The organism is Pectobacterium artocarpous, from assembly GCF_046159765.1.
Taxonomy (GTDB): Bacteria; Pseudomonadota; Gammaproteobacteria; order Enterobacterales; family Enterobacteriaceae; genus Pectobacterium.
Map to the genome: position 1 here is coordinate 60,829 of NZ_JBJXVK010000003.1, position 12,933 is coordinate 73,761.

At 54.0% G+C, this 12,933-nt stretch carries 12 protein-coding genes; 9 read left to right on the forward strand and 3 right to left on the reverse strand.

The features are described from left to right. Positions 1–199 precede the first annotated feature (199 nt). From uvrD to ACKQAD_RS02415, 5 genes are all read left to right on the forward strand, one after another. The gene (uvrD, locus tag ACKQAD_RS02395; RefSeq protein ID WP_409158671.1) at positions 200–2,362 is read left to right on the forward strand and encodes a DNA helicase II; all 2,163 of its coding nucleotides are present in this window, start codon (positions 200–202) and stop codon (positions 2,360–2,362) included. Between the two features lie 128 nt (positions 2,363–2,490). Continuing rightward, positions 2,491–3,237 carry a cyclase family protein gene (locus ACKQAD_RS02400; RefSeq protein ID WP_409158672.1) on the forward strand — a complete coding sequence of 249 codons (747 nt, stop codon included), beginning with the start codon at positions 2,491–2,493 and terminating at the stop codon, positions 3,235–3,237. A 186-nt stretch (positions 3,238–3,423) separates the two neighbouring features. Next, positions 3,424–3,480 carry a YsgD/CorL family protein gene (gene ysgD, locus ACKQAD_RS02405; RefSeq protein ID WP_349814568.1) on the forward strand — a complete coding sequence of 19 codons (57 nt, stop codon included), beginning with the start codon at positions 3,424–3,426 and terminating at the stop codon, positions 3,478–3,480. Positions 3,481–3,646: 166 nt separating this feature from the next. Continuing rightward, positions 3,647–4,597, forward strand: a complete 951-nt coding sequence (gene corA, locus ACKQAD_RS02410) for a magnesium/cobalt transporter CorA (RefSeq protein WP_225086096.1) — start codon at positions 3,647–3,649, stop codon at positions 4,595–4,597. Positions 4,598–4,783: 186 nt separating this feature from the next. Then, a complete protein-coding gene (locus ACKQAD_RS02415; protein ID WP_409158673.1) occupies positions 4,784–5,842 on the forward strand; it encodes an AbrB family transcriptional regulator in 1,059 nt (352 codons plus the stop codon). Here the strand turns inward: ACKQAD_RS02415 and rarD are convergent. Then, complete coding sequence (gene rarD, locus ACKQAD_RS02420; RefSeq protein WP_409158674.1) at positions 5,808–6,737, reverse strand: EamA family transporter RarD; 930 nt, start codon at positions 6,735–6,737, stop codon at positions 5,808–5,810. The genes ACKQAD_RS02415 and rarD overlap by 35 nt on opposite strands. 97 nt (positions 6,738–6,834) lie before the next feature. After that, complete coding sequence (locus ACKQAD_RS02425) at positions 6,835–7,341, reverse strand: thioesterase family protein (protein WP_409158675.1); 507 nt, start codon at positions 7,339–7,341, stop codon at positions 6,835–6,837. Positions 7,342–7,590: 249 nt separating this feature from the next. On the opposite strand from ACKQAD_RS02425, the gene pldA reads away from it, so the two are divergent. From pldA to rhtC, 3 genes are all read left to right on the forward strand, one after another. Then, positions 7,591–8,457: a phospholipase A gene (gene pldA / locus ACKQAD_RS02430; protein ID WP_409158676.1), complete on the forward strand. Its 867-nt coding sequence runs from the start codon at positions 7,591–7,593 to the stop codon at positions 8,455–8,457. A 90-nt stretch (positions 8,458–8,547) separates the two neighbouring features. After that, positions 8,548–10,374, forward strand: a complete 1,827-nt coding sequence (recQ, locus tag ACKQAD_RS02435; protein WP_409158677.1) for an ATP-dependent DNA helicase RecQ — start codon at positions 8,548–8,550, stop codon at positions 10,372–10,374. A 43-nt stretch (positions 10,375–10,417) separates the two neighbouring features. Then, positions 10,418–11,041 (forward strand): threonine export protein RhtC, encoded by a 624-nt coding sequence (gene rhtC / locus ACKQAD_RS02440; RefSeq protein WP_409158678.1) that lies wholly within the window; start codon positions 10,418–10,420, stop codon positions 11,039–11,041. 56 nt (positions 11,042–11,097) lie between these two features. Here the strand turns inward: rhtC and rhtB are convergent, their stop codons facing one another. Next, positions 11,098–11,718, reverse strand: a complete 621-nt coding sequence (gene rhtB, locus ACKQAD_RS02445) for a homoserine/homoserine lactone efflux protein (protein ID WP_409158679.1) — start codon at positions 11,716–11,718, stop codon at positions 11,098–11,100. Positions 11,719–11,849: 131 nt separating this feature from the next. On the opposite strand from rhtB, the gene pldB reads away from it, so the two are divergent. Then, positions 11,850–12,887, forward strand: coding sequence for a lysophospholipase L2 (pldB, locus tag ACKQAD_RS02450; protein WP_409158680.1), 1,038 nt, complete (start codon positions 11,850–11,852; stop codon positions 12,885–12,887). Positions 12,888–12,933 lie beyond the last annotated feature (46 nt).

Sequence of the window (12,933 nt, forward strand, 5' to 3'; positions counted from 1 at the left end):
TTAATCTGTATAAATCACCAGTGGAAATGCTCCTTACATGTGCTAATACTGGTCACTTAAGCCCGTTATTAGGGGAAACACGAGGGGAGGTTCCCGCAGGGAGGCCTCACCCCTGTGGTCGCCCCGTGTATCTCGGATGCTTAAACGATCGACATTACTTACATGTGCAGCGTTTCCCGTCACCGGATAACCCGTACCTATGGACGTTTCTGATCTGCTCGATGGCCTCAACGACAAACAGCGTGACGCGGTAGCCGCGCCGCGCAGCAATTTATTGGTGCTGGCGGGGGCAGGCAGCGGCAAAACGCGGGTACTGGTACATCGCATAGCCTGGCTTTTGTCTGTCGAAAACTGCTCACCGTACTCCATCATGGCGGTGACGTTTACCAACAAAGCGGCGGCGGAGATGCGCCATCGTATCGATCACCTGATCGGCACCAGCCAAGGCGGCATGTGGATTGGCACCTTCCACGGGTTGGCACACCGCCTGCTGCGTGCGCACCATATGGATGCCAATCTGCCGCAGGATTTCCAGATTCTGGACAGTGAAGATCAGCTGCGTCTGTTGAAACGCCTGATTCGGGCACTTAATCTGGACGAGAAACAGTGGCCGCCGCGTCAGGCGATGTGGTTCATCAATGGGAAGAAGGATGAAGGTCTGCGTCCGCAGCATATTGAAAGCTACGGCAACCCTATCGAGCAAACGTGGCAGCGCGTGTATCAGGCCTATCAGGAAGCGTGCGATCGCGCCGGGCTGGTGGATTTCGCCGAACTGCTACTGCGTGCGCACGAGCTGTGGCTGAACAAACCGCATGTGTTGAACCACTATCGTGAGCGTTTTACCAACATTCTGGTGGACGAATTTCAGGATACCAACCGCATTCAGTACGCCTGGATCCGTATGCTGGCGGGCGATAGCGCTAAAGTGATGATCGTCGGGGATGACGATCAGTCGATTTACGGCTGGCGCGGGGCGCAGGTCGAAAATATTCAGCTGTTCCTGAAAGATTTCGCCGGCGCAGAAACGATCCGTCTGGAGCAGAACTATCGGTCGACCAACAATATTCTGAAAGCGGCGAATGCGCTGATTGCCCACAACGGTGGACGACTCGGAAAAAATCTGTGGACCGATGGCGCAGAGGGTGAACCTATCTCGCTGTATTGCGCGTTCAATGAACTGGATGAGGCGCGTTACGTCGTCAACCGGATTAAAACCTGGCAGGAGAATGGCGGAGCGCTGAAGGATAACGCCATTCTGTACCGGAGTAACGCCCAGTCGCGCGTACTGGAAGAAGCGCTATTGCAGCAGAGTATGCCGTACCGCATCTACGGCGGCATGCGCTTCTTCGAACGTCAGGAAATTAAAGACGCGCTGTCTTATCTGCGCCTGATCGCCAATCGTAACGACGATGCGGCGTTCGAGCGAGTGGTGAATACGCCGACGCGCGGCATTGGCGATCGCACGCTGGATGTCGTACGCCAGACGGCACGCGATCGTCAGTTGACGCTATGGCAAGCCACGCGGGCGCTGTTGCAGGAGAAAGTGCTGGCGGGACGCGCGGCGGCATCGCTGCAACGCTTTATCGAACTGATCGATGCACTGGCCTATGAAACCTCTGAGCTGCCGCTGCATGTACAAACCGACCGGGTGATTAAAGATTCCGGCCTGTGGAGTATGTACGAACAGGAAAAAGGCGAGAAAGGGCAGGCGCGGGTAGAAAACTTGGAAGAACTGGTGACGGCCACGCGCCAGTTCAGCTATCAGGAAGAAGATCAGGATCTGATGCCGCTTCAGGCTTTCCTGTCGCATGCCGCGCTGGAAGCGGGGGAAGGTCAGGCGGATGCCAATCAGGACGCGGTACAGCTCATGACGCTACACTCGGCGAAAGGGCTGGAGTTCCCACAGGTGTTTATCGTCGGCATGGAAGAAGGCATGTTCCCCAGCCAGATGTCGCTGGATGAAGGCGGGCGTCTGGAAGAAGAGCGCCGTCTGGCTTACGTCGGCGTGACGCGTGCGATGCAAAAGCTGACGATAACCTACGCCGAATCCCGCCGTTTATACGGAAAAGAAGCCTATCATCGACCTTCCCGATTTGTTGGCGAACTGCCTGAAGAGTGTGTAGAAGAAGTGCGGCTACGCGCCAGCGTCTCCCGCCCGGTGAATCATCAGCGCCTCGGCACACCCGTGACGCAAAACGACAGCGGCTACAAATTGGGGCAGCGAGTTCGCCATGCGAAGTTTGGTGAAGGGACGATCGTGAATCTGGAAGGCAGTGGCGATCACGCCCGTCTACAGGTCGCGTTTCAAGGACAGGGCATTAAATGGCTGGTTGCCGCCTATGCCCGGTTGGAAACGGTGTGATCGTCATGTGTGCGACGGCATAACTTATAAAAATCCTGTATTAATTTTTATCGTCATTTTCGACAATGCTAGGTGGTCTGCCACGTATCCATGGGGGTGTGGTATCACAATAAAAAAGGAGCATGCCCATGACGCTAGATCAGATTATTGCCGAGTTACAGAAGAAGAAATGGGTCGATCTCACGCATACGGTGACGGAGTCGATTCCTATTTTTAGCGCGTTTGAAGGCGTATTGCAGCGCAAGACGTTATTTAACATTGAAGAGCATGGCTTTTTCGCACAGTCCGTGACATTCGCGACGCAAACGGGGACGCATATTGATGCGCCGGGGCATTTTGTCGCGGGCAAACGTTATCTGGATCGTATTGATAATAAAGAACTGTTGCTGCCGCTGATCGTGCTCCATAAGCAAGATGCCGTCGCGAACGATCCCGACTACCGCCTGTCGGTTGACGACATCCTGGCGTTTGAGCGTGAGCACGGGGACATTCCGTCAGGCAGCTTTGTCGCGTTTGCTAGCGGCTGGAGCACGCGCTGGCCCGATAGTGATGCCTTCGCCAATAAAGATGAGCAGGGTAACAGCCATACGCCGGGTTGGTCTCTTGAGGCGCTGACGTTCCTGTTTGAAGAGCGCGGCATTAGCGCGGTGGGGCACGAAACGTTGGATACGGATTCCGCCGCTGATTTCCGTCGCAATAACGGGCTTATTGGCGAATTCTTCGTGTTGAACCAAAATGCCTGGCAGGTCGAGGTACTAAATAACCTGCATCAGCTGCCGCCTACCGGCGCTTATATTCACGTCAGCTACCCCAATTTCGCTGGCGCACCCGGTTTCCCCGTCCGTGCCATTGCCTATTTGCCGGATAATGCCTGATCGACAGACGCAGTGCCTTTTTGCTTTGGGGACTGCGTTTTTTACCGCTTCAGCGCCGGATTTATTGGATAAACCCTATCCATTTGACCAATATTTTACAGCGTGTTTCAGCCGCGGTTTTAAAGTTGAAGTCTTTTTCATCTCGGCGTAACATGCGCGCATCATTATTCTCGGAGGACTAACGCCTTGGACACACCCAGTCGATACTGGCTCACTAACCTGTTCATTAGGTACAACTTCTAAGGCTATCTTCCTCTGCTGATAGCCTTCGTGGTTGTCAGCGACGCTGTTTTTGTCGCTATGAGTCAGATCCGTCGAACGGACTGAAACCTGCTGGTGACACCTCACCTTTGTTTCTGTGCTTCAATCGCGTTGTCCATCTCTGCTACTGAAAGGGGAGCTATGGCCCATGCTGAGCGCATTTAAACTGGATAATTGCCGTTTATCTCGTCTGGAACTGGATGACTCCGATGATCTCACCACGTCAGTTTGGGTCGATTTGATCGAACCGGAAGACGATGAGCGTGAAAAAGTACAAAACGAACTGGGACAAAGCCTGGCAACCCGTCCGGAACTGGAAGATATTGAAGCGTCGGCACGTTTTTTTGAAGATGAAGATGGTCTGCATATTCACTCCTTTTTCTTTTTTGAAGATGCTGAGGATCACGCCGGTAACTCCACGGTGGCGTTTACCATCCGCGATGGTCGCCTGTACACCCTGCGCGAGCGTGAACTGCCCGCGTTCCGCCTGTATCGCATGCGTGCCCGCAACCAAACGCTGGTGGACGGCAATGCTTACGAACTGCTGCTCGATCTCTTTGAGACCAAAATTGAGCAACTGGCGGACGAAATCGAGAACATCTACAGCGATCTGGAATCGCTGAGCCGCATTATTATGGAAGGGCGGCAGGGCGAAGAGTACGACGATGCGTTGTCCACGCTGGCGGAGCTTGAAGACGTGGGCTGGAAAGTGCGCCTGTGTCTGATGGATACCCAACGCGCGTTGAATTTTCTGGTGCGTAAAGCCCGCTTGCCATCCGGCCAGTTGGAGCAGGCGCGCGAAATTTTACGCGATATCGAATCTCTGCTGCCGCACAACGAATCCCTGTTCCAGAAAGTTAACTTTCTGATGCAGGCGGCAATGGGCTTCATTAACATCGAGCAGAGCCGGATTATCAAGATCTTCTCGGTGGTCTCCGTGGTGTTCCTGCCGCCGACGCTGGTGGCGTCCAGCTACGGGATGAACTTTGAGTTTATGCCGGAGCTGAAGTGGTCGTTTGGTTATCCGGGGGCGATTGTGCTGATGATTCTCGCCGGACTGGCACCTTACCTCTATTTCAAACGTAAAAACTGGCTGTAAGTTTTCACCGATGCGCCTGACGGGTATTCACCATCAGGTGCATGATATTCCTTCCTTTGATGCAAAACTCCTTTCCTGCTTGATAATTTGGCACCTTACTATTCCTGTTTATTCTCCAACTATTCTGTTTAGAATGGTGAATCGCTTTTCTATTCTTACTCTTTATTCCTAAAAAAGGTCGTGTGCATGAAAAGGATGTCACCGTGGGGGCAATGGGGAATCCTGCTGTCGGTTTCATTAATTCTGGGGTTTGGGTTACAGGTTTACCACGTTCCCGCCGCGCTGTTGCTGGGGCCGATGATGGTCGGCGTCGTCATGGGGTTAAACGGCGCGACGATTCGCATCCCGCCCGTTTGCTTTGCGGGCAGCAATGCCGTTCTGGGCTGTCTGGTGGCACAAAGCCTGTCGTTCTCTATCCTGAAACCGTTAATGAGCGAATGGCCGCTGGTGCTGTTCATTCTGCTGGCGACGCTGGTTGCCAGCGGGCTGTCCGGCTGGCTGCTGGTCAAATTTAGCGAACTACCCGGAACCACTGGAACCTGGGGAGCATCGCCGGGTGGTGCGTCGGCGATGGTCGCTATGGCCGGGGAATTTGGCGCAGACGTTCGGCTGGTCGCTTTCATGCAATATCTACGTGTGCTGATGGTTACCGCTTCGGCAGCGTTTGTGGCGCGCTTGAGTTTGGGCGATGAGGCGGCAGAAAACAGCGCGATGCTGGTTTGGTTCCCTGAACTGGACTGGCGCTTTCTGGCGACGCTCGGCGTGGCGTTTGGCAGTGCCTGGCTGGGAAGACGCCTGCGCATTCCCTCTGGGGCGCTGCTGGGACCGATGATTATTGGTTCAATGCTGCATGCCAGCGGCACCTTGCATTTGCAAACCCCTGAGTGGCTGCTGGCGCTGGCCTATGCCTTTATCGGCTGGAGCGTAGGACTCTGTTTTACTCGCCCCATCTTTTTGCTGGCGATACGCACATTGCCGCATATGATGGCGTCGATAGTCGGATTGATGTTGCTGTGTGGCGGAATGGCGTGGATGGTGACGAAAATGATGCCAGTGGATATGCTGACCGCCTTTCTGGCGACCAGCCCTGGCGGGCTGGATTCGATTGCGATTATCGCCGCAGGCAGTCGGGTCGATATGGCGTTTGTCATTGCCATGCAGACGCTGAGGCTATTTTCGACGCTGTTATTTAGCCCGATCTTATCGCGTTTTATTTCCCGTCGTGTTGAGGCTGGGAAGGTGTAATCGGCGTGCACCGCAGCTTACGCTGCGTATAAAGCGCATCCAGAATGAACAGCCCCAGCGCGCCCCAGATAAAGGCAAACGTCACCAGCTTGTCGTTGCTAAACGTTTCGCCGTAGAACACGACCGCCAGCAGGAACATGATCGTGGGGCCGAGATACTGGAAAAAGCCGAGCGTCGACAGGCGAAGGCGCATGGCAGCCGCAGTGAAAAATAGCAGCGGTACCGTGGTGACGACACCCGCGGAGAGCAGCAGCAGGTTCAGCGACCAGGGATTGGCCGCCAGATGGCTGCTTGGCGTATCAGCAATAAAAAACAGATAAATGATCGCTACTGGCAGCAGCCACAGCGTTTCGATCAGCATGCCGGTTTGCCCGTCAATACCGATCTTCTTACGCAGCAGGCCGTATAACGCGAAGCTGAATGCCAGTCCCAGCGCGATAACCGGTAGCGATCCGAACGTCCACAGTTGAACCAATACCCCCGTCACCGCGAGCAGCACGGCCAGCCATTGCAGACGACGAAAGCGCTCTCCAAGGAAGATCATGCCCAGCATGACGTTGACCAACGGGTTGATGAAATACCCGAGACTAGCTTCCAGCATGTGATGGTTGTTAACCGCCCAGATGTACAACAGCCAGTTTCCGCCAATAAGTACCGCTGTTAATGCCAGCAGAAACAGATGCTTGACGTTGCGGCAGGCATAGCTCACCTGATGCCATTTCCGGCCAATCGTCAGCAGGATCAGCATAAAGAAGAATGACCAGATAATACGGTGCGTGAGTATTTCATTGGGTGGAACGTGCTCAAGCAGCTTGAAGTAAACGGGAGCAATTCCCCAAATGAAATACGCGCCGAGGGCGAAAAATATCCCCTCACGGGTTTGTTGCGCGTTCATGAGTAACTCGATAAGGACGGAGGTAAAACGCTAAGTCTACCCAAAACGGTGAGCGCTTTCACGTAAAGTGTTAATGATAATCTTTGCCAACGAAATGCTATCCGACAATATAGGTGGCGGTGGCGCTGGCCAGATGCAAGCCCTGTTCGTTATGCAATTCGGCGCGTGCGACGGCGATTTTATTGCCGCCGCGCAGCAGCGTGCTGGTAATGGTGAAGTGTTCCCCATGGCCTGGACGCAGGTAATCTACCCGCATATCAATGGTTCCCATGCGGGCAAGCCGGTGATGAAACTCCTGATCGCTGATCGTCTCATGGCGCAGTAGCGTGTTACCGACGCACACCAATCCAGCAGCGACGTCCAGCCCGGCGGCAATCACACCGCCGTGCAAAATTTTTTGTGCCACATTACCGATGAGCTTCTCTTGTCGGGCGAACGTGAGGACGGCTTTGTCGGCTTCAAATTGCTGTAATTCAAGACCCAATTCGATGTTGAACGGCATTTTGTAAATGAAAATCTCGCCAACAAGTTGGCGCACGGTATCTTTGGTTAATGTGGTTCCCTGAAATGAGAGAATGTCCTGAGATGATGGTACGTCAGCCATAGTCGTTCCCCGTTCGAACGATAAGAGAAATGCATTAAGTGTGGTTAATTTGATGATTAAAGGTTACTGAATTGTTTATTTTATGCGTTGATTTTGTTTCTTTCCAGAAAAGACCGATAAACAGGGGAACGGTAATTCAAATGTCGCGGAACTGTGTAGAATGGCGGGCTTGAGTGGGGAACGGCCGATTAGATAAAAGATTTTATTTGGATAAAAGAATGCCGGAGAAAAATATGTCGGAGAAAATAAATGCGTAAAATAGTACTCGTACTGACAGCATTACTGATGGCGCAGGCTCATGCCGAAGAAACAACAAACGCGCCTGCACCAGGTCAACCGGCGGTACGTGGCAGCATTATCGCCAGTCTGTTACAAGAGCACGATACCCCGTTTGTCCTTTATCCTTATGAAAGCAACTACTTGCTGTACACCTATACCAGCAACATCAATAAAACGGCGATCCAGAGTGATAACTGGAGCGATGAAGCACGTAAAGATGAAGTGCATTACCAACTGAGTCTGGGGTTCCCGATTTGGCGTGGCATTCTGGGAGGGAATTCGTTGCTGGGGGCCTCTTATACGCAGCGCTCGTGGTGGCAGTTGTCGAACAGGAGCGAGTCCTCTCCGTTCCGTGAAACCGACTATGAACCACAGGTTTTCCTGGGCTGGGCAACGAACTACACCTTCGCGGGCTGGACACTGCGAGATGTGGAAGTGGGCTTTAATCACCAGTCTAATGGGCGTTCCGAACCGACTTCACGCAGTTGGAACCGCGCTTATGCTCGCCTGATGGCGCAGAACGGCAACTGGCAAGTCGATGTGAAACCGTGGATACGTTTCTCCGATAGCCAGGACGATAACCCGGACATCACCAAATACATGGGCCATTACCGCTTACGCGTCGGCTATGTGTGGGGCGACAGCGTGTTTAGCGCGGAAGGGCGTTATAACTGGAACAGCGGCTACGGCGGTGGTGAGCTGGGCTGGAGCTACCCGCTGACGCGTCATGTTCGTTTTTACACCAAGGTCTTTAGCGGCTACGGTGAATCCCTGATTGACTACAACCACCGCCAGACCCGCTTCGGCGTTGGTGTGACGCTGAACGACATGTTTTAACGATTGCCGTTTTACCAAACTTAACCATTGCAGTTTTACCAAACGGCGCTGAAAATAGCGCCTGTTTGATTTCATTGAATTGGGGAAGGCGTGTCTACGGCGGAAGTATTGAATAAGGAAGCGCTGGCGATTCAGGTTCTACGGGACACATTCGGTTACCAGCAATTCCGACCGGGTCAGCAGGAAATTATCAGCGCAACGCTCAGTGGGCAGGACTGTCTGGTTATCATGCCGACAGGCGGCGGCAAGTCGCTGTGCTATCAAATTCCCGCGCTGGTGATGGACGGGCTGACGCTGGTGGTGTCTCCGCTGATTTCGCTGATGAAAGATCAGGTCGATCAGCTTCAGGCTTACGGCGTGTCAGCAGCCTGTCTGAATTCGACGCAGACGCGTGAACAGCAGCTTGAAGTGATGGCGGGTTGCCGTACCGGTCAGATCAAACTGCTTTATATTGCGCCGGAACGCCTGACGACGGACAGCTTCCTTGATCATCTCGCCTACTGGCAGATCGCACTGATCGCAGTGGATGAGGCGCACTGTATTTCCCAATGGGGGCACGATTTCCGCCCTGAATATCGTGCGCTGGGGCAGATTAAACAGCGTCTTCCTCATCTCCCTTTCATTGCTTTGACGGCCACCGCTGACGAGACCACGCGCAACGATATCGTTCGCCTGCTGGATCTTCGGTCGCCGCTCATCCAGATTAACAGTTTTGACCGCCCGAACATTCGTTACACGCTGGTAGAGAAGTTCAAACCGCTCGATCAGCTCTGGATGTTCGTGCAGGGGCAGCGTGGAAAAAGTGGCATTATTTACTGCAATAGCCGCTCCCGTGTGGAAGATATTTGCGCACGTTTGCAGGCCCGTGGGCTGAGCGCAGGGGCTTATCACGCCGGTCTGGATAATGAACGGCGTGCGCAGGTGCAGGAAGCGTTCCTGCGTGACGATCTTCAGGTGGTGGTAGCAACCGTCGCATTTGGTATGGGCATCAACAAGCCGAACGTACGGTTTGTGGTGCACTTCGACATTCCGCGCAATATCGAATCTTACTATCAGGAAACGGGGCGTGCCGGACGTGACGGCCTCGCGGCGGAAGCCGCGCTGTTCTACGATCCGGCGGATATGGCATGGCTGCGCCGCTGTCTGGAAGAAAAACCGGCCGGGCCGCAGTTGGATATCGAGCGCCATAAGCTCAATGCGATGGGCGCGTTTGCCGAAGCACAGACCTGCCGCCGTCTGGTGCTGCTGAACTATTTCGGTGAAGGACGCCAGCAACCCTGTGGTAATTGCGACGTTTGTCTCGATCCACCGAAGCGCTACGATGGGCTGGTTGACGCGCAAAAGGCGCTGTCCTGCGTGTATCGGGTCGGGCAGCGCTTTGGTCTGGGGTATATCGTCGAGGTGCTACGCGGCGCAAATAACCAGCGTATCCGAGACTTTGGTCATGACAAGCTGCCGGTTTACGGCATCGGTAAGGACAAATCGCAAGAGCATTGGGTCAGCGTACTGCGCCAGTTGATTCATCTGGGCTTGCTGAACCAGAACATCACGATGCATTCTGCTGTACAGCTTACCGAATCGGCGCGTCCGGTATTGCGGGGAGAAGTGCCGTTACAGCTAGCTGTGCCGCGTGTCATTAACCTGAAACCTCGCGCTAATCAAAAATCTTACGGCGGAAATTATGACCGTAAGCTGTTCGCCAAATTACGCAAACTGCGTAAATCCATCGCGGATGAAGACAATATCCCGCCTTACGTGGTATTCAGTGACGCGACACTGCTGGAGATGGCGGAGCTGATGCCGATCACCGCGGGTGAGTTGTTGAATATCAACGGTGTAGGCCACCGTAAACTCGAACGTTTTGGTGCGCCTTTCATGAACATGATTCGCGATCATGTCGATAATGATGACGAGTGACGCTCGCCTTATCTGATTGCATTTAAAAAACAGGAAAACCTACATGCTGATGCTATTTCTGACGGTGGCGCTGGTACATTTCATTGCACTGATGAGCCCGGGACCGGATTTCTTTTTCGTTTCGCAAACGGCAGCTAGCCGTTCCCGCCGTGAAGCGATGATGGGCGTGCTGGGCATTTCACTGGGCGTGGTGGTCTGGGCGGCGATCGCGCTGCTGGGGCTGCACCTACTGTTGCAAAAAATGGCCTGGCTGCATACGGCTATTACCGTCGGTGGTGGACTGTATCTGTGCTGGATGGGCTGGCAGATGCTGCGCTCCGCACGGCGTAAAGCACAGTTGGAAACCACTCAGGAGACGGCGGTGGTCTTGCCTCAGCGTGGCAAGACCTTTATGCGTGGGTTGTTGACGAATCTGGCGAACCCGAAGGCGCTGATCTATTTCGGTAGCGTGTTCTCACTGTTTGTTGGCGACAGTGTCGGCAGCGGTGCCCGCTGGGGATTGTTTGCGCTGATCTCGATTGAAACGCTGATCTGGTTCAGTCTGGTTGCAATGGTTTTCGCCTTGCCGACCATGCGTCGTGGCTATCAGCGTTTGGCGAAATGGGTGGATGGCGTAGCTGGGGTACTGTTTACCGGGTTTGGCCTGCACCTGATTTTCTCCCGCTAATCTTTCCCTGTTAACGACAGGAGTGCACCGCTAGTTGATACGGCGCACTGCCTTAATCAGGCCTTTCTCGCCGTGGCGAGTAACGCGCCGACCAGTACGAACAGTGAACCGAATATTCGGTTGAGCATCTTCATCTGCCGTGGGCCTTTTAGCCAGCCGGCGATGCGCGTGGCCAGCGTGGCGTAGCCAATCATCACGATAATATCGACGACGATGGTGGTGATGCCTAACACCAGATACTGCGCGGCCTGTGGTTGGTGGGGGATAATAAACTGTGGGAACAGTGCTGCCAGAAATACGATACTTTTCGGGTTAGTCAGGTTCACCAGTATTGCGCGTTTAAAGAGTCTCCGACGCGGCATCGCGCTGGCGAGCGCCTGAAGATTCAGTGCGCCTGCGGCACACCATTGCTGGAACCCCAGCCAAATCAGATACGCTGCGCCCAGCCATTTGAGCATGTCGAAAGCCAGTACAGACTGGTTAAGCAGTGCGCCTAATCCGATGCCGACGAGCACGATATGAATCGCCAGCCCGACCTGTAAACCACAGATCGACGCCGCTGCGCCACGATAGCCGTGGCTAATTCCGGTACTCATGGTGTTGATGGCACCGGAGCCGGGTGACAGGCTGAGAATCAGCGTTGTGAGTAAATAGGTTAACCACCAATCCAATGTCATGAAGCCTGCCCCTGAATCACGTTCTGTATTACGAGAGTCTGTCTGTTTTTTATGTCACAATACGCTTGTGCTTCACTGTTTGTCATGTTCTTCCGCTAGCTTTCGTTTTCCTGCGTCACCGGAGAGGTGTGATGATTCAACGCTACAATACGTTGCTTACGTCGGAACAGTTAACGCCTGAAGGGTTAACCTCGAACCTGTTAACGCGAGAAGCGCAGTTTGCCGCTTTTGCTACCGGAGCATTACTGGATTTCTGGCGTCAGCGCGAAGAGGGTGAGTTCTCTGGCGTTGATGATGTGCCTATCCGGTTTGTTCGTTTTACCGCGCCACAGCACGACAAGCTTGTCGTTGTCTTTTCAGGCCGTATCGAAAGCTATGTTAAATATAGCGAAGTGGCTTATGACCTCTTTCATAGCGGCTATGATGTTCTCATCATGGATCACCGTGGGCAAGGGCGGTCTGGGCGGGTGCTACCAGACGGCCACCGTGGACACGTCGTGCGTTTTAGTGACTATGTTGATGATGCCGAAACGCTGTGTCAGCAGCACATTGGCCCCAAACGATACACCCGTCGGTTTGCGTTAGCGCATTCAATGGGAGGCGCGATTCTGGCACAACTGTTGATTCGTCAGCCCGGGACGTTTGATGCCGTCGCGCTGTGTGCGCCGATGTTTGGCATTCGTTTGCCATTTCCTCATTGCGTCGCGGGGTGGATTGTCAATTGGGCAGAGCGTCGCCCGGCGATTCGCGATTATTACGCTATCGGCACTGGACAGTGGCGTCCGTTGCCTTATCGGATGAATGTGCTGACGCACAGCCGTGAACGCTACCAGCGCAGCATTCGATTTTATGCGGACTCACCGGATTTGCGCGTCGGCGGCCCCACTTATCACTGGGTGCGTGAAGCGATACTGGCGGGGAAACAGTTGCAGGCACAGGCCAGCGCCGTCACTACGCCGCTTTTGCTGCTACAGGCGGGAGAGGAACGCGTGGTGGATAACCGTAGCCAGAATGCATTTTGCCAGGCATTGACACAGCGCGGTAACGCCAATGTGCATGGCGCTTTACAGGTTATCCCCGGTGCGCGGCATGAAATTCTCTTTGAAACGGATAACCTTCGTGCTCAGGCATTTGTGCTGATTCTGGCGCACTTTGCGCGTTATCATTGATTGTAGGCTGTTGGTAAACCGCTTAACGGACGCGGAGTCACCTCGT

Coding starts and splice junctions, on each gene's coding strand:
- uvrD (WP_409158671.1), top strand. CDS start 200: ATGGACGTTTCTGATCTGCTCGATGGCCTCAACGACAAACAGCGTGAC.
- ACKQAD_RS02400 (WP_409158672.1), top strand. CDS start 2,491: ATGACGCTAGATCAGATTATTGCCGAGTTACAGAAGAAGAAATGGGTC.
- corA (WP_225086096.1), top strand. CDS start 3,647: ATGCTGAGCGCATTTAAACTGGATAATTGCCGTTTATCTCGTCTGGAA.
- ACKQAD_RS02415 (WP_409158673.1), top strand. CDS start 4,784: ATGAAAAGGATGTCACCGTGGGGGCAATGGGGAATCCTGCTGTCGGTT.
- rarD (WP_409158674.1), bottom strand. CDS start 6,737: ATGAACGCGCAACAAACCCGTGAGGGGATATTTTTCGCCCTCGGCGCG.
- ACKQAD_RS02425 (WP_409158675.1), bottom strand. CDS start 7,341: ATGGCTGACGTACCATCATCTCAGGACATTCTCTCATTTCAGGGAACC.
- pldA (WP_409158676.1), top strand. CDS start 7,591: ATGCGTAAAATAGTACTCGTACTGACAGCATTACTGATGGCGCAGGCT.
- rhtC (WP_409158678.1), top strand. CDS start 10,418: ATGCTGATGCTATTTCTGACGGTGGCGCTGGTACATTTCATTGCACTG.
- rhtB (WP_409158679.1), bottom strand. CDS start 11,718: ATGACATTGGATTGGTGGTTAACCTATTTACTCACAACGCTGATTCTC.
- pldB (WP_409158680.1), top strand. CDS start 11,850: ATGATTCAACGCTACAATACGTTGCTTACGTCGGAACAGTTAACGCCT.